At 69.2% G+C, this 18160-nt stretch carries 14 protein-coding genes; 5 read left to right on the top strand and 9 right to left on the bottom strand.

Annotated features, from left to right (window positions below; translation table 11 throughout):
- Window positions 1-7: 7 nt before the first annotated feature.
- The 4 genes from AC3DEZ_RS07260 to AC3DEZ_RS07245 all read right to left on the bottom strand — a co-directional run bounded on the left by AC3DEZ_RS07260 (window position 8) and on the right by AC3DEZ_RS07245 (window position 4116).
- The gene (locus tag AC3DEZ_RS07260; RefSeq protein WP_488387618.1) at window positions 8-1804 is read right to left on the bottom strand and encodes an ABC transporter transmembrane domain-containing protein; all 1797 of its coding nucleotides are present in this window, start codon (window positions 1802-1804) and stop codon (window positions 8-10) included.
- A gap of 94 nt (window positions 1805-1898) precedes the next feature.
- Window positions 1899-2495, bottom strand: a complete 597-nt coding sequence (locus AC3DEZ_RS07255; RefSeq protein ID WP_488387617.1) for an IMPACT family protein — start codon at window positions 2493-2495, stop codon at window positions 1899-1901.
- Window positions 2492-3601: a hypothetical protein gene (locus AC3DEZ_RS07250; protein ID WP_488387616.1), complete on the bottom strand. Its 1110-nt coding sequence runs from the start codon at window positions 3599-3601 to the stop codon at window positions 2492-2494. The genes AC3DEZ_RS07255 and AC3DEZ_RS07250 overlap by 4 nt, the downstream gene beginning before the upstream one ends.
- The gene (locus AC3DEZ_RS07245; protein WP_488387941.1) at window positions 3598-4116 is read right to left on the bottom strand and encodes an RNA polymerase sigma factor; all 519 of its coding nucleotides are present in this window, start codon (window positions 4114-4116) and stop codon (window positions 3598-3600) included. The genes AC3DEZ_RS07250 and AC3DEZ_RS07245 overlap by 4 nt, the downstream gene beginning before the upstream one ends.
- Window positions 4117-4471: 355 nt before the next feature.
- Between AC3DEZ_RS07245 and AC3DEZ_RS07240 the strand changes: the two genes are divergently transcribed.
- A complete protein-coding gene (locus AC3DEZ_RS07240; protein WP_488387940.1) occupies window positions 4472-7315 on the top strand; it encodes a bifunctional diguanylate cyclase/phosphodiesterase in 2844 nt (947 codons plus the stop codon).
- A 36-nt stretch (window positions 7316-7351) separates the two neighbouring features.
- Here the strand turns inward: AC3DEZ_RS07240 and AC3DEZ_RS07235 are convergent, their stop codons facing one another.
- The 4 genes from AC3DEZ_RS07235 to AC3DEZ_RS07220 form a co-directional block, all read right to left on the bottom strand.
- Entirely contained in the window at window positions 7352-9133 is a 1782-nt protein-coding gene (locus AC3DEZ_RS07235) for a vWA domain-containing protein (RefSeq protein WP_488387615.1), read from the bottom strand.
- A gap of 82 nt (window positions 9134-9215) precedes the next feature.
- Window positions 9216-10544: an exodeoxyribonuclease VII large subunit gene (gene xseA, locus AC3DEZ_RS07230; RefSeq protein ID WP_488387614.1), complete on the bottom strand. Its 1329-nt coding sequence runs from the start codon at window positions 10542-10544 to the stop codon at window positions 9216-9218.
- 768 nt (window positions 10545-11312) lie between these two features.
- Entirely contained in the window at window positions 11313-11855 is a 543-nt protein-coding gene (locus AC3DEZ_RS07225) for a response regulator transcription factor (RefSeq protein WP_488387613.1), read from the bottom strand.
- Window positions 11852-13075, bottom strand: a complete 1224-nt coding sequence (locus AC3DEZ_RS07220; RefSeq protein WP_488387612.1) for an ATP-binding protein — start codon at window positions 13073-13075, stop codon at window positions 11852-11854. Before AC3DEZ_RS07220 ends, AC3DEZ_RS07225 begins: the two co-directional genes overlap by 4 nt.
- A gap of 116 nt (window positions 13076-13191) precedes the next feature.
- On the opposite strand from AC3DEZ_RS07220, the gene ispG reads away from it, so the two are divergent.
- The gene (gene ispG, locus AC3DEZ_RS07215) at window positions 13192-14457 is read left to right on the top strand and encodes a flavodoxin-dependent (E)-4-hydroxy-3-methylbut-2-enyl-diphosphate synthase (RefSeq protein ID WP_488387611.1); all 1266 of its coding nucleotides are present in this window, start codon (window positions 13192-13194) and stop codon (window positions 14455-14457) included.
- A 4-nt stretch (window positions 14458-14461) separates the two neighbouring features.
- Window positions 14462-15145: a phosphatase PAP2 family protein gene (locus AC3DEZ_RS07210; RefSeq protein ID WP_488387939.1), complete on the top strand. Its 684-nt coding sequence runs from the start codon at window positions 14462-14464 to the stop codon at window positions 15143-15145.
- Here AC3DEZ_RS07210 and AC3DEZ_RS07205 read toward each other — a convergent pair.
- Window positions 15130-15480: a VOC family protein gene (locus AC3DEZ_RS07205; RefSeq protein WP_488387610.1), complete on the bottom strand. Its 351-nt coding sequence runs from the start codon at window positions 15478-15480 to the stop codon at window positions 15130-15132. The genes AC3DEZ_RS07210 and AC3DEZ_RS07205 overlap by 16 nt on opposite strands.
- 169 nt (window positions 15481-15649) lie before the next feature.
- On the opposite strand from AC3DEZ_RS07205, the gene AC3DEZ_RS07200 reads away from it, so the two are divergent.
- Both AC3DEZ_RS07200 and AC3DEZ_RS07195 read left to right on the top strand, forming a co-directional pair.
- Window positions 15650-16630, top strand: coding sequence for a DedA family protein/thiosulfate sulfurtransferase GlpE (locus AC3DEZ_RS07200; protein ID WP_488387609.1), 981 nt, complete (start codon window positions 15650-15652; stop codon window positions 16628-16630).
- Between the two features lie 281 nt (window positions 16631-16911).
- Complete coding sequence (locus tag AC3DEZ_RS07195) at window positions 16912-18081, top strand: DmpA family aminopeptidase (RefSeq protein ID WP_488387608.1); 1170 nt, start codon at window positions 16912-16914, stop codon at window positions 18079-18081.
- Window positions 18082-18160 lie beyond the last annotated feature (79 nt).

The raw sequence follows: 18160 nt of genomic DNA, 5'->3' as shown, positions 1-18160 counted from the left end.
GACAGCGTCAGTCGAGGAACTGCAGCCGCGCCAGTTCCGCGTACAGGCCGTCCTGCGCCAGCAGTTCTTCATGCGTGCCCTGGGCGATGATGCGGCCGCGATCCATCACCACGATGCGATCGGCCTTGAGCACGGTCGCCAGGCGGTGGGCGATGACCAGGGTGGTGCGCCCACGCATCAGGCGCTCCAGCGCATGCTGCACCGCCCGCTCGCTCTGCGCGTCGAGGGCGCTGGTGGCCTCGTCCAGCAACAGGATCGGTGCGTCCTTGAGCAGTGCGCGGGCGATCGCGATGCGCTGCTGCTGTCCACCGGACAGGCGTGCGCCGCGCTCGCCCAGCTGGCTGTCGAATCCCTCCGGCAACTCGTCAAGGAAGTCGTCGGCCTCGGCGGCGGCGGCGGCGGCGCGCACCTGCTCGTCGCTGGCTTCCAGGCGGCCATAGCGGATGTTGTCGGCGGCGCTCGCGGCGAAGATGGTCGGCTGCTGAGGCACCAGCGCGATCTGTTCGCGCAGCGCCGTCGGGTCCAGTTCGCGCACGTCGACGCCATCCAGCCGGATGGCGCCGGACTGCACGTCATGGAAGCGCAGCAGCATGGAGAACACGGTGCTCTTGCCGGCGCCGGACGGACCGACCAGGGCGACGGTCTCGCCGGGCCGGATGGTCAGGTTGAAACCATCGAGCGCGGGCAGGTCCGGACGCGAGGGATAGTGGAACGCGACCTGTTCGAAGCGGATGTCGCCGTGCAGCGGCGCGGGCAGGGCGAGCGGATGCGCCGGCGCGGTGACGCGCGGCGATTCCTCCAGCAGTTCGGCGATGCGCCCCATGCCGCCGGCCGCGCGCTGCAGTTCGTTCCAGACTTCCGCCAGCGCGCCCACCGAGCCGCCGCCAATCAGCGCATAGAGGACGAACTGCGCCAGCGTGCCGGCGGTCATCGAGCCTTCGACCACGTCATGCGCGCCCATCCACAGCACCGCGACGATGGTGCCGAAGATCAGGGTGATGGCCGCGGCGGTCACCCAGGCCTGGGCCCGGATGCGTCGGCGCGAGGTATCCACCGCGACCGCCACCGCCGCGTCGAAGCGTCCGGTTTCATAGCCTTCGCGTGCATGGGACTGCACGGTGCGCACGGCGCCGAGGGTTTCGCTGGCCAGGGTATTGGCATCGGCGACCCGATCCTGGCTGGCGCGCGAGGCCTTCCCCAGCTTGCGTGAGCCGAGCACGATCGGCAGCACGGCCAGCGGAATGCCCAGCAGCGCGAACGCGGCCAGGCGCGGGCTGGTGACGAACAGCATCGCCAGGCTGCCAATCACGGTCACGCTGCTGCGCAACGCCACCGACATGCTGCTGGCGACCACGCTGCGCAGCAGTTCGCTGTCGGCCGACAGTCGCGATATCAGTTCGCCGCTGCGGTTGCGATCATGGAATTCGGCGTCCAGTCCGATGAGATGTGCATACAGGCGCTGGCGCAGATCCGCGACCACCTTTTCGCCCAGCAGTGAAACGAAGTAGAAGCGCGCCGCGCTGGCCAGGGCCAGCACCACCACCACCACGAACATCGCGCCGAAGGCCTGGTTGATGCCGGCGCCGCCGGCCCCGAAGCCCTGGTCGATCATCTGCTTGAAGGCGGTCGGCAGGCTCAGGGTGGCTGCCGACGCGAGCGCCAGCGCGATCAGCCAGGCGGTGAACAGTCCGGAGTGCTGGCGGATGAACGGCCACAGGGCGCGCAGGCTGCCCAGTTTCGCCTTGGGGCGGGGCGCGCGGGTGTCATCGGTGCCGGCATCGGCCGGCGCTTGGGCGGCAGTCATGAAGGTTCCATCGGAAATGCTGTGGAAGCGGTCCGGCACCGGGCCGCTTCCACAGTTCTTCCGGGTCATGCCTCTTGAAACCGGTACGTCCGACTCAGGTGTCCGGATCCTGCTCCGACCAGCGCACCCGGTTACGGGTGGCGTCGCGCAGATGGATTTTCAAGGCGTCCCCCTGTTCCGCCGGCAGACGCAGACGCAGGAGGGCGCCATGCTCGTCGAAGGATTCGTCCAGTTTTTCGGCGCCGAATCCCGACAGCGCGGCGTGCACCGCGCCCAGATCCTCGAACGGCGCGGTCAGCGCCAGTGTCCGCATCACGATCAATGGGCGGCGTTCGGCCAGCCGCAGGCATTCGGCGGCGGCTCCGCCGTAGGCGCGGACCAGGCCGCCCGCGCCGAGCTTGATGCCGCCGTACCAGCGCGTGACCACCACCATCACCTGGTCGTAGCCCTGGCCGTCGATCGCCGCCAGGATCGGGCGGCCGGCGGTGCCCGCGGGCTCGCCGTCATCGCTGGAGCGGTATTCGGCGCCGATCCGGTAGGCCCAGCAGTTGTGGGTGGCGGCCGGGTCGGCCATCCGGCCCAGGAACGCCAGCGCGTCCTCCGGTCCGGCCGTCGGCGCGGCGGCGACCAGAAACCGGCTGTGCTTGACCTCCAGCAGATGAGAGGCCGGGGCGGCCAGGGTGTGGCTCATTCGCCCAGCAGTTCCTTCAGATCGTCCGGAATCTTCTGGAAGGGGTGGTTCTGCCTGAAGCGCACCAGGCTGTCGGCGGCGCTGGCGCGATCGCCCAGATCCCGGCGCAGGCGGATGCGTTCCAGCCAGTCTTCCGGAGGCAGCTTGGTGTCCTCGACGACCGGCAATTGCAGGTCGGTGCGCTTGAGCGCGTTGCGGGTGGCGCTGGCGGGCGCCGGCGCGACGGGGGCCGAGGCGGTCAAACCGCCGGGTGGAAGCGGCGCGGGCTGGGCCGTGGCCTTGGGGGGAGCGGGACTGCGCACGCGCACGTCCGCGACGCTCCGGGCGGCCTCGGCAGCATCCGCCGCATCGCGGGCCAGTTCGGCGCGCGCCTTCTCGCGCCTCGCGGCAATCGCGGCGGTGGTTTCCGGCGCGGCGACGAAGCCCGGGCGATCCTCGTCGCTGGTGACGATGCCGTAGGCGGCGGCCGATGCGGGCGCCGCGACCGAGTCCAGCGAATCGGCGTCCGCACGGATGGCCGCCGGTGCCGGAGGAGCGGGCGGCGCCGGCGCGGCGGCCACCCGACCCGATTCAACGGCGAGGGTATCCGCCGCTTCCGCCGCCGGGGGCTGACGCGGAACGGGGACGGAATGCGGCTTCACCGGCGTGGCCGGCTGGCGACGGGCCGCCGCGGTCTCCGGCTTCGGCATCCTCGCCGACTGTGGCGCCGCGATGGATTCGAGGGGGGCCGGCTCGGCGGGGGGAGGCGGCAGGGGTGCCGCCGTCGGTGTCTGCGCCGCCGCCGCCGCATCGGCCGCGGCGGGTTCGTCGAGAATGACGCGTGCGACCATGGGGCCACTGGTTTCGCTGGCGGCGGGGAGTTCATCCACCGGACGCAACTGCCAGGCGATGCCGACCGCCAGCAGGGCGCTGGCGGCCAGGCCCATCGCCACCGGCCAACGCGGTTTGCGCCGGACGGCCGGACGCGCGGCCACGGCGTCATGCGCGGCGGCCAGGATGCGGGCATCCAGGGTGGGCGAAGGCTCGCCGTGCGGCCCCAGCCGCGCCAGCTGATCGGCCAGCAGGCGTTCTTCGGAATCCAGTGGTTCGGTGGGACGGCGGTTCATTCGTTCAGTCTCGCGCGCAACTTGTCCATCGCGTAACGCAGCCGCGATTTGACGGTTTCCCGACCCACGCCGGTGATGTCGCCGATTTCCTCCAGGCTCAGTTCCTGCTCCAGCCGCAACTGCACCACCTGGCGCTGCTCTTCGGGCAGTTCGGCCAGCGCCAGCTGCAGGCGCCGACGCTGCTCGAATTCCGACAGCTGCCGCTCCGGCGTGTCCGGATCCGGCACCTTCGCGGTGCGTTCGTCCGCGTCCTCGGGAGCCGGCGGACGATGACGGGCGGCCCGCCAGTGGTCGTTCAAGCGATTGTGGGCGATCCGGAACAGCCAGGTGGTGAAGGCGGCCTCCGGCTTCCAGCCCTGGCGTGCGGTGATGACCCGTTGCCAGACATCCTGGAAGAACTCGTCCGCCAGCGCGCCGTCACGCAGGTTGCGCAACAGGAAGCGGTAGAGGGGACCCCGATGGCGGGCGTAGAGGTGCTCGAAAGCCGATGCATCGCCGGCGGCGTAGGCCAGCATCAACACTTCATCGGCGGGTTCGGCGGCATCGTTCACTGCGATCAGCGTAAGGGCTTCGCGCTTTTCCGGGAAGCGGGCGGCCGTCAGATTGCTGAACGAAAACGCGGGCTGGCCGGGGCGATGCACGGCGGGAACCAGGGCGGGCGAGGGCGCGGGATGCATGACCCGACAAACGGATGGGCGGGAAATCCGGGGTTTGCGTGATGGGCATGCGGGATCGCGGCGTGGTTTGCCGTTCATGGACCGCATTGGCGTTATGCTCGGCACGGGGAACTTTCATCAGAAGCCAATGTTGTCCGGAACCGGGGTGCCCAGCCAGAACGAGCGTGTCGGCACCTTGCCCGGTGAAGGAGAGGTGGCCGCGCCCGAGAGGATCCTGAGCGTGTTGCTGGAGGGCTTGCCGCCCGGGGCGGAACTGGCGGTCAGCTGGCGCGACTGGGCCCTGGGCGCGGGCGGCATCGCCTCCGTGGACGCATCGACAGGCCTGCGCCGCCGCGCCGAACAGGCGCTGGGCGAAAGCACCCCGGGCGACCCGGAGGACGGCTGGCTGCTGGCCTGGGAAAACACCGACGGCAACGCGCGGATGGCGCTGGCGGTGGCGCTGCCGCAGGCGGTGCCGGAAGCGCGGCGCGAATCCTGGTGCCGGCTGGCCAAGGCGATGATCGGCGCGACCCTCGACACGGCGCGCGCGCACGCCCGGATCGTGTCGCTGGAGAAATCCAAGCGGCTGCAGCAGGCCTTGTACGAGATCGCCGATCTGGCCGGGACCGGACTGGAGATGAGCGAGATGCTCCGCCGCATCCACGCGGTGGTGAACTCGCTGATGTACGCGGAGAACTGCTACATCGTCTCGTACGACGATCAGCGCCGGACCATCCGTTTCCTGTATTTCGCCGACCAGAAGGATCCATACGTCGCCGAGCCGGAACGGGAATTCACCGAAGAAGAAATGGTCAACAGCATGACCTTCTCGCTGCTGCGCCACGGCCAGCCGCTGCGGGGGCCATCGACGGTCATCCGCCAGAAACTGGGGGTGATCCGCGACCCCAGCCATGGCCCGGACAGCCTGGACTGGCTGGGCGTCCCGATGCGCCGCGACGATCGCGTCTGCGGAGCCATCGTGGTGCAGAGCTACGATACGCCGGCCAGTTACGCGGACGAGGATCGCGCGCTGCTCGGCTACGTCGCCCAGCACATCCTCACCGCGCTGGACCGCAAGCATGCGCATGCGGATCTCGAACACCGGGTGGAGGCGCGCACCCACGAACTGCAACGCGCCAACCGCGAGCTGCAGGCGGAAATCATCGAGCGCAAGCGCGCCGAGAAGCTGCAGAGCGCGCTGTTCCGCATCGCCGATCTGGCGATCACTTCCGAAAGCCTGGAGCGCTTCTACGCGGATCTGCATGCGGTGGTGGACGAACTCATCGACGCGCGCAACTTCTACATCGCGCTGCGCAGCGAGGATCACCAGACCCTGACCTTCCCGTATTCGATCGACGAGCGCGACCCGATGCGGCGTTCGCGCCGGAGCGGCAACGGCCTGACCGAGTACGTCATCGAGACCGGCAAGCCGCTGCTCGCCGATCGCGGCGTCATCGCCCAGCTCAGCGACGAGGGCAAGGTGGTGCAGCACGGGCCGCCGGCGTACAGCTGGCTGGGCGTGCCGCTGTTCCAGGGCGACCAAGTGCAGGGCGCGGTGGTGGTGCAGAGCTACTCGCCGGAGGTGAGGTTCACCGTGCACGACCAGAGCCTGCTGAACTTCGTGGCCCACAACATCGGCAACGGCCTGGGCCGGCAGCGCGCCCAGGAAAATCTGCGCGCCGCCCACGCGGAACTGGAACGCCGGGTGGACGAGCGCACCCGCGAGCTGGCCGACGCCAATACCCAGCTGCGCGCGCAGATCAACGAACGCCTGCGCGCCGAACAGCGCTTGACCTACCAGGCCACCCACGACGCCCTCACCGGCCTGCCGAACCGGCCGCACCTGCTGGATCGGCTTTCCGCGGCCATCGAGCGCGCGCGCCACGGCGACGGACAGGCGTTCGCGGTGCTGTTCCTGGATCTGGATCGCTTCAAGCTGGTCAACGATAGCATCGGTCATGCGGCGGGCGACGAACTGCTGATCGAAGTGGCGCGCCGCATCACCATGACCGTGCGCGGCAACGACGTCGTCTCGCGCCTGGGCGGCGACGAATTCGCGATCCTGATGGAATACGTCGACGGCGAGGAGAATGTCCGCGAACTCGCGCAGCGCCTGCTCGCGGTGCTGAGCCGTCCGATGTGGGTGGCCGGGCGCGAACTGTATCCCTCCGCCAGCCTCGGCATCGCGGTGTGGCATCCGCGCTACCGCAACGGCGAGGAGCTGCTGCGTGACGCCGACGCGGCGATGTACCGCGCCAAGGAACAGGGCCGCGATCGCTGCGCCATGTTCGACGAGGCCATGCGCGAGGCGGCAATGCAGAGCCTGGATCTGCAGGCCGACCTGCGGCGGGCGATCAACAACCGCGACTTCGTGCCGTACTACCAGCCCATCCTGCGACTGGACGATGGCGAGGTGGTGGGTTACGAGGCGCTGCTGCGCTGGCAGCATGAGCGGCGCGGCCTGCTGGCGCCGGCGGAGTTCATCAGCCTGGGCGAGGACAGTGGCCTGATCGAGCAGGTCGACTGGTTGATCTACGAGCAGGTCGTGCGCCAGATCGCACGGGGCGGCGAGGGCTACGTGTCGGTGAACGTGTCGCCACGGCATTTCCGTTCGCCGGACTTCGCCGACCGCCTGCTGGCGCTGTTCGATTCACTGGGTGCGGATCCCGCGCGCTTGCGGGTGGAGATCACCGAGGTCGCGCTGCTCGACGACGCGCCGCGCACCCTGCGCATCCTGAGCACGCTGCGCCAGCATGGCATCCTCGCGCAGCTGGATGATTTCGGTACCGGCTTCTCGGCGCTGTCTTACCTGCATCGCTTCCCGATTTCGGTGCTGAAGATCGATCGCAGCTTCGTTGCCGGCATCGGTGACGAGACCCGTCCGGAAAGTCCGGGCCTGGTCCGCGCCATCCTGGCGCTGGCCGGCACGTTGGGCATCGATACGATTGCCGAAGGCATCGAGACCGAGGAGCAGCGCAGCGCGTTGCTCGAGCTGGGCTGCAACTTCGGCCAGGGCTACCTGCTGGGGCGGCCCGGCGCGCAGATGGGCGCGCGCTGAGACGCTGGACGGCTGGCGCCGTCCAGCGCCCGTACCTCATTCACCGCCCGCGATGGCCGGCGTGCTGCCCTTTTCCCGCGCGTCCCGCGCCGTCAACTGTCGCGCCTGTTCAACCAGACCGGTGAACTCGCGGCGCAGGCCGAAACGGTCGTCGCCCTGGGCGCCACGGGCCGCCGCCGCCACTTCCGGCCAGCCCCAGCCGTCGATGTGCTTGCCACCGCGCAGTAGATCGGCGTATGCGGCCACCGCGGTGGCGAAGCGGAAGCTCTCGCCCGGCGTGCGGGTGAGCGTGTCGGCCTTGATCGGGGTTTCGATCAATCGGCTGCGCTCCTGTCCGGGCGCCTTGTAGCGCAGTGCGAGGTGGGCGATCTCGCCGTTCCCGCGCGTGGCGTCGCCGCCGGTGGCGGCCTGCCCGTAGCGTAGCGACGGCAGGCGATCGGCACCGGACCCGGTGGGCGTGATCTCGTACAGCGCGGTGACCTGGTGGCCGGCGCCGATATCGCCGGCATCCACCTTGTCGTTGGCGAAATCCTCGCGGTTGAGCAGGCGGTTCTCGTAGCCGATCAGGCGGTATTCGGAAACGTAGGCCGGATTGAATTCGATCTGGATCTTCACGTCGCGGGCAATGGTCAGCAGGGTCGATTGCATCTCGTCCACCAACACCTTGCGTGCTTCCTGCGGGGTGTCGATGTAGGCATGGTTGCCGTCACCCACGTCGGCCAGCCGCTCGGCCATGGCGTCGTTGTAGTTGCCCTGGCCGAAGCCCAGGGTGGTCAGGGCGATGCCGGACTCGCGCTGATCGCCGACCAGTGTTTCCAGCGCGCCCTGATCAATCGTGCCGACATTGAAATCGCCGTCGGTGGCCAGGATCACCCGGTTGACACCGTCCTTCACGAAGGCCTGCTTCGCCATCGAATACGCCAGACGGATGCCGTCGCCGCCGTTGGTGGAGCCACCGGCCTGCAGGCGCTCCAGCGCACCCAGGATGTCGTCGTGGCGGTCGCCCGGCGTGGGCGGCAGCACCAGGCCGGCCGAGCCCGCGTAGACGACGATGGAGACGCGATCCTGCGCGCGCAGTTGCGGCACCAACTGGGCGAAGGCCTGCTTCAGCAACGGCAGTTTGTCCGGTGAATCCATCGAACCGGACGTGTCGATCAGGAAGACGAGGTTGGCCGGCGGCAGCGTCGCCTTCGCCACGTCGTAGCCTTTGATGCCGATCATCAACACCTGGCGCGCGCCGTTCCAGGGAGCCGGCGCGAGTTCGGTGGTGACCCGGAACGGGGTGTCGCGATTGGCCGGTGCGGGATGCCGATAGTCGAAGTAGTTGATGAATTCCTCCGCGCGCACGGCATCGGCCGGCGGACGGACACCGTCGCGCAGCATCCGCCGCACGTTGCTGTAGCTGCCGGTATCCACGTCGATGGAAAAGGTCGACACGGATTGTTCGGTGGTGCGATGGACCGGGTTGTCGTCGCGGGCGGCATAACGCTCGGTGTTCGCCACCTCGGCGGGCATGGAGAGGAGTCCCGGGCTCTGCATCGCTGCATACCCGGCCGTCATCATGGGGGCGGGAGGCGGCGGCGCGGGGGCCGCGGCGGGCATGGCGCGAGCATGCTCGGTGCGGGTCCTGGCTTCGGCCTTGCGCCGGGTCTGGACCGTATCGAGCGTGGTGGCATCGGCCGCGGCCGCATCGGCGGCCGCCATGTTCGCGGCGACCTCGGCTTCGTCGGCAGCGGAGGATTTGGCCGCCGGCTGCGACTGGCAGGCGGCGAGCAGGGCGACGGCGAGCAGGGTGAGGGTAGGACGTAGGTGGCGCATGGCGGTTCTCCCGATGGGTCGGAAGGGCAAACGCGCATGGCCGGGAAACGGGGTTGAACGATGGCGCGTTGGCGCCGTCGGGTCATTCCACCCGCAGTTTCAGTTCGCCGTCGGCCAGCCGGGCCTGTACGGCGTCGCCGGGAGCCACCTGATCCACCGAGCGCACCAGCGCGCCGTCGGCGCGGGTGACGATGGCATAACCACGAGCCACCGTCGCCAGCGGGCTGACCGCTTCCAGCGAACGCGCCAGCCCGCGCAGTTTCAGCGCCTCGCGCTGGAGCTGCCGGGCCACGGCCGCCTGGGGGCGGGCGCGCAGGGCTTCCAACCGCGCCTGCAACTGCGCGAGCCAGCGTTGCGGCTGCGCCGCGCGCAGGATGGCGGCGGCATGGCGCAGGCGCGCGCGCCGTTGCTCCGACTGCTCGCGCCACAGTGCCTGCAGGCGACGCATGGCATCGTCCTGGCGGCGGCGGATGAGGGCCAGGCGCGCCTGCGGACGCAATGCATTCAGACGCAGGGCCGCGCGGTCGGCGCGCTGCATGGCCTGGCGAAGGTGGTGGCGCTGCAACTCGTGCAATCGCCGTTCAAGCGTGCGCAGGCGGGTCGAAAGATCGCGTGCGTCCGGCACCAGCAGTTCAGCGGCGACCGATGGCGTGGGCGCGCGCAGATCGGCGGCGAAGTCGGCGAGGGTGAAGTCGGTTTCGTGGCCGACCGCCGATACCACCGGCACCGGTGACGCGGCGATCGCGCGCGCCAGCTGTTCGTCGTTGAAGGCCCACAGATCTTCCAGCGAACCGCCACCGCGGGTCACCAGGATCACGTCGTAGCGGCCACTGTCGGCGGCGCGCCGGAGCATCGATACGATCTGCGCCGGCGCGGCTTCACCCTGGACCTGCACTGGAAGAATGTCGACTTCGAGCAGGGGAAAGCGTCGCCCGAGCACGCTCACCACGTCGCGTACGGCGGCGCCGCTGGGCGAGGTGATGACCGCCAGCCGGCGTGGGTGCGCGGGCAGGGCGCGCTTGCGTCCTTCGTCGAACAGGCCTTCAGCCGCGAGTTTGGCTTTCAACGCCTCGAACGCCCGCCGCAGCGCGCCTTCGCCGGCTTCCTCCAGATGATCGATGACCAACTGGTAGTCGCCGCGCGCCTCGTACAGGGTCAGGCGACCGCGCGCGAGCACCCGCAGGCCTTCGCGCGGAACGAAGCGCAGCCACTGGCTCTTGGGTTTGAACATGGCGCAGCGGACCTGCGCGCGGGCGTCCTTGAGGGTGAAGTACAGGTGGCCGGAGGCGGGGCGGGTGACGTTGCCGAGTTCGCCTTCCACCCAGATCAGCGGGAATGCGCCTTCAAGGAGGTCGCGGGCCAGGGTGTTGAGCTGGCTGGGGGTGAGGACGTCGCGGGTGGGGTCTTGCATGGGGCATACCGTAGCGCAGTGGGGCGGTTTCATAAACCCGACATAGAGCGGAACTCGTTCCGCTGCGGCGGTTTGGGTTTCTGGCTTCTATGCGTGACCGGGGATTGGGCGCCGACGCGCGTTGTTGCTATCGGTTGGCGTAGATGGCGCGCTCGCCGCGGGGCGTCCCTTTCTTTGCTTGTGCAAAGAAAGGAACCAAAGAAACACACCCCTGGCGGCGTGCCCTCCGCGCTACGCGCTCCGGGTCCGCAATCGGTCCGGGAATTTTCGGAAGGGGCCTCCTGCCCCTGCCGAAAACGGCGCACGTCCTGTGCGCCGCCCTGCGGGTTTTACCCGGCCCGCTTGCCACGCCTTCAAGGGGGCCCGAAGGGCAAGGGCAAGAACAACAGCAACGGCTCAGCGGGCAATTGCCTGCCTCTGCTCTTCGCTTTGGCATTTACTCTCGGGCCCCTTCCGCAGCGGTGGCGACGGTGGGCAAACCCGAAGGGCGCCGCACAAGGATGTGCGGCGTTTTGGGTCGGCACAGGGATGTGCCGTCCCAAAATTCCCGCCGGCGACACGAACCCCGGCCGCGCAGCGGCTGGGGCGCGAAGGCCGGGGTGTGCTTTCTTTTGGTTCTTTTCTTTGCACAAGCAAAGAAAAGAATGCCCGCGGCAGCGAGCCGTCAAGGAGCGCCGATAGCGACCCCGCGCGGCAGCGCCCGATACCGATGATGTATAGAAGCCAGAAACTAGAAGCAAAAAACAATGCAGCAGAGCAAGCTCCGCTCTACTCGTCGACCTGTCGACGCTCGGGACCGGGACGCTTCAGCAGCTTGCGCTGCAGGGAGCGGCGATGCATCCCCAGCAGCCGGGCCGCGGCCGAGATATTGCCGTCCGTCTCCGCCAGCGCCTGCTGGATATGTTCCCACTCCAACCGGTGCAACGGTGTCATCGTGTCTTCCGGCTCCAGCGGCTCGCTCTTCTGCTCGATGCCCAGCGCGCGCAGGATCGACGTGAGCGAGGCCGGCTTGGGCAGATAGTCGTCGGCCCCGCGCTTGATCGACTCCACCGCCGTGGCCACGCTCGCGTAGCCGGTCACCAGCAGGATCCGCATGTCCGGACGCAACGCGCGCAGGGGTTCGATCAGGGTCAGTCCGGAGGACTCGCCCAGCTTCAGATCGACCAGCGCGAAATCCGGCGCCTGCTCGCGGGCCAGGCGCAGGGCGTCGCTGCCGTCCAGGGCGATGCGGGTTTCGATGCCGCGCCGCGCCAGGCTGCGCTGGAGCGTGCGCGCGTACAGTTCGTCGTCGTCGATCAACAGGCCGTTCATGGGAAATCCTTGGCGCCGCGCAGCGGCAGGCGGAATCGGACCCGTACGCCGCGCGGCGACGCGGTCTGCAGGGTCAGCGAACCGCCCAGGCGTTCGACCGTCGCGTGTGACAGCGCCAGACCCACGCCCATGCCATCGGGCTTGCTGCTGCGGAACAGGGTATCCGAATGGAAACGCAGGGTGTCCTGGAAGCCGTCGCCCTCATCGCGGACTTCGCCGATCAGTTCGCGGCCATCGCTGCGCAGGTGCAGTTCGACCCGGGTGGAGCCGGCCTGCTGGCTGGCGTCGGCGGCATTGTTGAGCAGGGCCTGCAGCAGGTGCCCGATCGAGGGATCCACCCGCAGCCGCGCCGGCAGTTCGCCTTCGCGCTGAAGTTCGATGGTCGGCCGCACCAGTTGCCAGCGATGGATGACCCGTTCCAGATCGACGCCGGTGTTGTGGCCCATCTCGGCCGAGGCGGCCAGTTCGCGCACGCGGTCGCGGCAGATGTCGACCAGTTCGCGCAGGGTGGTGGCATCCTCGCGGATGGTTTCATCGTCGCATTGCTCGGCGATGTCCTCGCTGAGCAGGGTCATCGTCGCCAGCGGCGTGTTGAGCTCGTGCGCGACCGCCGCGGCGTGTGTGGCCAGGGCGACGATGCCTTCGTTGCGCGCGAAGCGTTCGCGCAGCACGGCCAGCTCGCGTTCGCGCTGGCGCAGGGCGGCCACCAGCCGGGTGGAGAAATACAGCACCACCCCGACCGAGAGCAGGAAGTTCACCGCCATGCCCCAGAGATGCAGGTTGAAGGCATTGCCGTGGAAGGCGGGCAGCGGCCGCCCGAACACCGCCATCAGCGCGTATCCGATCAGCGAGGCGCCGGCGGTGGCCAGTACCCAGCGCAACGGCAGCGCCAGCGCGGCCACCGCGATCAGCAGCAGGAACATCGGGCTGAACGGGTTGGTGATGCCGCCGCTCCAGCCCACCAGCCAGGCCAGCACGGCCACGTCGACCAGCATATGCAGGAACGCCACGCCGGCCGAATCCGGCGCCAGCCGATGGCTGCGCCAGGTGGCATAGACGTTGAATGCGGCCAGCAGGCCGATGCCGCCCCACAGCGGCACGGTGGGCAGCGGGATGTGCATCAGCTCGGTGGCGACCAGGACGGCCACCGCCTGGCCGATGATGGCGACCCAGCGCAGGTTGCACAGGGTCCGCAGGAAGCTGGGGGAGGAAATGGGCATGCGTACATGCTAGACGATGCGGCAAGACCGGCCGCCCGCGCGGATTGGACCGCGCGTGAACGGGGAGGCCGCCGGTCGCCGCAGCGGGACGGGGTTCCCGGTCTAAAATAGGCGCCATGCACGACGCCGTCAGCCGCCCCACGCCCCCCGCCAACGCCGCCGCCTGGCCCCGCCGCATCACCCACGCCGTCGGGATCGGCGGGGTGAAGGTCGGTGGCGGGCAACCGATGGTGGTGCAGTCGATGACCAATACCGACACCGCCGATATCGCCGCCAGCGTCCGCCAGGTGGCGGAGCTGTGGCGGGCCGGATCGGAGCTGGTCCGGCTGACCGTCAACAATCCCGAATCCGCCGCCGCCATCCCGCGCATCCGCGAGAAGCTGGAGATGATGGGCATCGCGGTGCCGCTGATCGGCGACTTCCACTACAACGGGCATCAATTGCTGGCCGGTGAACCCGCCTGCGCCGAGGCCCTGGCCAAGTACCGCATCAACCCGGGCAACGTGGGCTTCGGCAAGAAGAAGGACACCCAGTTCGCCCAGTTGATCGAATTCGCCATCCGCTACGGCAAGCCCGTGCGCATCGGCGCCAACTGGGGGTCGCTGGATCAGGCGCTGGCCGCGCAGCTGATGGACGAGAACCACCAGCGCGAGCAGCCGTGGGACGCCGGCCGGGTGCTGCGCGAAGCGCTTATCCGTTCCGCGGTCGACTCGGCCGAGCGCGCGGTGGAGCTGGGCCTGCCGCGCGATCGCATCGTGCTGTCGGCCAAGGTCAGCGGCGTGCAGGAACTGATCGCGGTCTATCGCGACATGTCCCAGCGCACCGAGTTCGCGCTGCACCTGGGCCTGACCGAGGCCGGCATCGGCAGCAAGGGCATCGTCGCTTCGGCGGCGGCGTTGTCGGTGCTGCTGCAGGAAGGCATCGGCGACACCATCCGCATCTCGCTCACCCCTGAGCCGGGCCAGTCGCGCACGCAGGAAGTGATCGTCGCGCAGGAACTGCTGCAGACCACCGGCCAGCGCGCTTTCACCCCGATGGTCACCGCCTGTCCGGGCTGTGGCCGCACCACGTCGGAGTTCTTCCAGGAGCTGGCCAAGGTGGTGCAGAACCATGTCCGCGGCAGGATGCCGGAATGGAAGATCAGCCACCCCGGCGCGGAGAACATGACCCTGGCGGTGATGGGCTGCGTGGTGAATGGTCCGGGCGAATCACGCCACGCCAACATCGGCATTTCCCTGCCGGGCACCGGCGAGGCGCCGGCAGCGCCGGTGTTCATCGATGGCGAGAAGGCGGTGACCCTGCGCGGCGAGAACATCGCCCAGGAGTTCATCGCCCTGATCGACGGCTACGTCGAGCGCAAGTACGCGCGTGGCGCCCTCTGAGGTCCTGGCCCAGGGCCTGAACGCCCTGTTCGCGCTGTTGCGTGAGCGCGCCCTGCGGATGCTGCTGCTGTTCGCCGGCGTGCTGGCGCCGCTGTGGCTGTTCGTGGAACTGGCCGACGAAGTCCACGAGCTGGAGGACTTCTTCTTCGACGATCCGCTGCTGTGGCGGATGCACGCGCTGGCGTCGCCGGCGCTGGACCGGTTCTTCATCGGGGTGTCGGCGGCCGGCTACCAGTACGGGGTGATTCCGGTGGACATCGCCATCGTGCTGGCGCTGCTGGCCCGGCGGCGCTGGCGCGAGGCGCTGTTCGCGGCGTCCTCGTTCATCGGCTCGGCATTGCTGAACCTGGCGACCAAGCAGTTCTTCCAGCGTGACCGCCCGTCGCTGTGGGATTCGGTCGCGCCCGAGCACACCTTCAGCTTTCCCAGTGGCCACGCGATGGGTTCGATGACCCTGGCGATGGTGGTGTTCCTGCTGGCCTGGCGGACCCGCTGGCGCTGGCCGGCGGCGCTGGCCGCGCTGGCGTTCGTGCTGCTGGTCGGCCTGTCGCGGGTCTATCTGGGCGTGCACTACCCATCGGACATCCTGGGCGGATGGGCCGCCGGCATGGTCTGGGTGGCCGGCCTGTATATCGTGCTGTACCGCAATGGCGGGCCGTGGAAGCGTGGCGCTCAGGCGAATTCGTAGAACTGGAAGCACACCCCGGGTGGCACGATCAGGTGGAATTCCCGCCGCCCCCATGGCTTCATTTCCAGGGGCCCGACCTGGGCGGGCAGGTCGCGGTACTCCGCGTACAGCGCGTCCAGCCCGGCCACGCCGATGCTGAAACTGGCGTTCCGTGCCCACAGGGGTTCGGCGTTGCGGACCAGGTGGAAGCCGACACCGTCGCGTTCGATGCCGGCCATGTCGCCTTCCTGCCAGAGCGCGTGGAAACCCATCCGGCCGACGTAGAAATCCAGGGCTTCGGCCAATGAGGGGCCGGCGGGCACCATCGGCGTCACGCTGGCGAATCGACTGGTCATCGGCGTCTCCCTGCTGCGGGTCCAGCGTAGGAGAACCGCCGCCGACGTCGCAAGACCGCCGCGTGCAAACGTAACGGATTGTTGCGAGCCGGCCGGCTTGTCGCGGGCGGCCCGTGGCGGGAGGATTACCGCGGGTGGATGGGGCGCGCCGGGCGCCCACGGTGAGGACATGCAGGATCTGGTCGAGCGGTATGGAATGGCGCTGGTGTTCGTCAACGTGCTGGCGTTGTCGCTGGGCCTGCCCGTGCCGGCGATGCCGACCCTGATCCTGGTCGGGGCGGGCATCGCCCTGCACGCGGATCCGGCCTGGCCGGCGTTGCTGGGCGTATTGGCGGTGTCGGTCTCGGCCAGCCTGCTCGGCGACACCGCCTGGTTCTACGCCGGTCGCCGTTATGGCGGCCGCACCCTGCAGTCGCTGTGCCGGTTGTCGCTGTCGCGCGACAGCTGCATGAAGCAGACCGAACGCGTCTACGGCCGCTTCGGCATCCGTGTGCTGGCGGTGGCCAAGTTCGTTCCGGGCCTGTCGATGGTGGCGGTGCCGATGTCGGGCGCGATGCAGGCGGGTCTGCCGCGCTTCCTGCGTTACGACGGCTTGGGCGCGGCCCTGTGGGCGGCGGTCGGATTGGCGCTGGGCGTGATCTTCGCCCGCCAGGTGGAAGGGCTGCTGATGGCGCTGTCGCAGCTGGGCATCGGCGCGGCGCTGCTGGTGGCGTCGGCGCTGGTGCTGTACGTCGGCCATCGCTGGTGGCGCCGGCGCGCGCTGTTCCGGATGCTGGAGTCCACGCGCATCGATCCATCCGCACTGGATGCGCTGATGCGGGCGGGGACGGCACCGGCGGTGCTGGATATCCGCGCGCCGGGTTTCCGCGACATCGATCCCTTCGTCATTCCCGGCGCGGTCTTCGCCGACGAGCGCCGGCTGGACGAGATCGCCGCGATGTTCCCGCGTGAACGCAAGATCGTCATCTACTGCGCGTGCCCGGACGAAGTCTCCGCCGCCTGGCTGGCGCGCCAGTTGCGCCTGCGGGGATACGGCGATGTGCTGCCGCTGAGGGGGGGCATCGATGCCTGGCGGGCGGCCGGGTTGCCGGTCGAGGGCATCGCTGGAAACGCGGAAGCCGCGGGCGGACTGCTCGCCGCGGGACGCTGACGCGTCTTCCACTTTTTCGCGCAGGGTCGAATCCTCCGCGGTCCACGCGTCCGATTCGCTCCTGGACTCCCGCATGCGTGTCGCCATCCCGTGCCGGGGCTGCGCGGCAATCCAGACAAGAAGCAGGGTTTTCCCCGATGCGCCATCGGGGAGGCTGGCCCAGCATCGCCGACGCACATCCGCCACCGGCGGGTTCACTGGCAAAGGCAGCCGGCGTCAGGGGGGGAGATGTTTCCGCACTCATGGCAAGGCTCGCCTCTTTGATGAAAGGTCGTTCATTGATGAAATGCTGGCATGTCCTGTTCGTCCTGTTGGCCGCCGGGCTGGTGTCGACGGCGACGGCCTCGGACCCGCGGCCGCGCGCGCGCGCGGCCGGCGTGGTGATCGGCACGTTGCCGACCGGCGCGCGCAACGCGATCACCGATGTCGCGGGCGTGGGTGTCGGCCATGCCACGCTGGCCGAAGGCCAGCGCCTGCACACCGGCGTCACCGCGATCCTGCCGCATGCCGGCAACCTGTACCGGCAGCGGGTGCCGGCGGCGATCGTCGTCGGCAATGGTTTCGGCAAACTGGCCGGGATCACCCAGGTGCAGGAACTGGGCGAACTCGAGACGCCCATTCTGCTGACGGGCACGCTCAGTACCTGGAAGGTCGCGGATGCCACGGTGGACTGGCTGCTGCGGCAGCCGGGCATGGAGGAGGTGCGATCGATCAACCCGGTGGTGGGCGAAACCAACGATGGCTACCTCAGCGACATCCGTGCGCGGCCGTTGAACCCGGCACTGGTGGAGCAGGCGTTGACCCATGTCTCCTACGGTGATGTCGCGGAAGGCGACGTCGGCGCCGGCGCGGGCACGGTCGCCTTCGGCTGGAAAGGCGGTATCGGCACGAGTTCGCGACGACTGGCCACGATCGATGGCGGATACACCGTCGGCGTGCTGGTCCAGAGCAACTTCGGGGGAGAGCTGACCATCGCCGGTGTGCCGGTCTGGAAGGTGCTGCCTGACCCCGCCGAATACGCACGCAGCCAGGCCGTGCCGCCCCCGAGCACCGGCGATGGCAGCATCATGATGGTGGTGGCGACCGATGCGCCGTTGGACGCGGCGCAATTGCAGCGCCTGGCGCGACGTGCGCTGGTAGGGCTGGCAAGAACCGGATCCGTGATGTCGAACGGATCGGGCGACTATGTCATCGCGTTCTCCACGGCAAAGGACAACCGGCGCGATCCGGCGGTCCCGGTGCAGCCCGCGCGCAGTGTCAGCGGCGAAAGCCTGTCGCCACTGTTCCAGGCCGCCGCCGAGGCGACGGAGGAAGCCATCGTCAACTCGCTGTTCCGCGCGCGCACCGTGCGTGGCCATCGCGGCACCGCCGCGGCGCTCCCGCTGGAGCCGGTGCTCGACGCGATCAGGCGGACGCGAGCGCAGGAACGAGCAACGCCGGCCGCGCCGTAGGCGACACACCTCCACGCGAGGAAGCCGGAACCGCTCCCGCGAGGCCGCCACGAATGGCGGAGATGAACCACCGACGGAG

It is taken from the genome of Pseudoxanthomonas sp. 134C1 (assembly GCF_057773065.1).
This window is presented reverse-complemented; position numbering and strand designations above follow the sequence as displayed.

Coding starts and splice junctions, on each gene's coding strand:
- AC3DEZ_RS07250 (WP_488387616.1), bottom strand. CDS start 3,601: ATGAACCGCCGTCCCACCGAACCACTGGATTCCGAAGAACGCCTGCTG.
- AC3DEZ_RS07200 (WP_488387609.1), top strand. CDS start 15,650: ATGCAGGATCTGGTCGAGCGGTATGGAATGGCGCTGGTGTTCGTCAAC.
- AC3DEZ_RS07225 (WP_488387613.1), bottom strand. CDS start 11,855: ATGAACGGCCTGTTGATCGACGACGACGAACTGTACGCGCGCACGCTC.
- AC3DEZ_RS07205 (WP_488387610.1), bottom strand. CDS start 15,480: ATGACCAGTCGATTCGCCAGCGTGACGCCGATGGTGCCCGCCGGCCCC.
- AC3DEZ_RS07260 (WP_488387618.1), bottom strand. CDS start 1,804: ATGACTGCCGCCCAAGCGCCGGCCGATGCCGGCACCGATGACACCCGC.
- xseA (WP_488387614.1), bottom strand. CDS start 10,544: ATGCAAGACCCCACCCGCGACGTCCTCACCCCCAGCCAGCTCAACACC.
- AC3DEZ_RS07245 (WP_488387941.1), bottom strand. CDS start 4,116: ATGCTGGCCTACGCCGCCGGCGATGCATCGGCTTTCGAGCACCTCTAC.
- AC3DEZ_RS07220 (WP_488387612.1), bottom strand. CDS start 13,075: ATGCCCATTTCCTCCCCCAGCTTCCTGCGGACCCTGTGCAACCTGCGC.
- AC3DEZ_RS07195 (WP_488387608.1), top strand. CDS start 16,912: ATGAAATGCTGGCATGTCCTGTTCGTCCTGTTGGCCGCCGGGCTGGTG.
- AC3DEZ_RS07235 (WP_488387615.1), bottom strand. CDS start 9,133: ATGCGCCACCTACGTCCTACCCTCACCCTGCTCGCCGTCGCCCTGCTC.
- ispG (WP_488387611.1), top strand. CDS start 13,192: ATGCACGACGCCGTCAGCCGCCCCACGCCCCCCGCCAACGCCGCCGCC.
- AC3DEZ_RS07255 (WP_488387617.1), bottom strand. CDS start 2,495: ATGAGCCACACCCTGGCCGCCCCGGCCTCTCATCTGCTGGAGGTCAAG.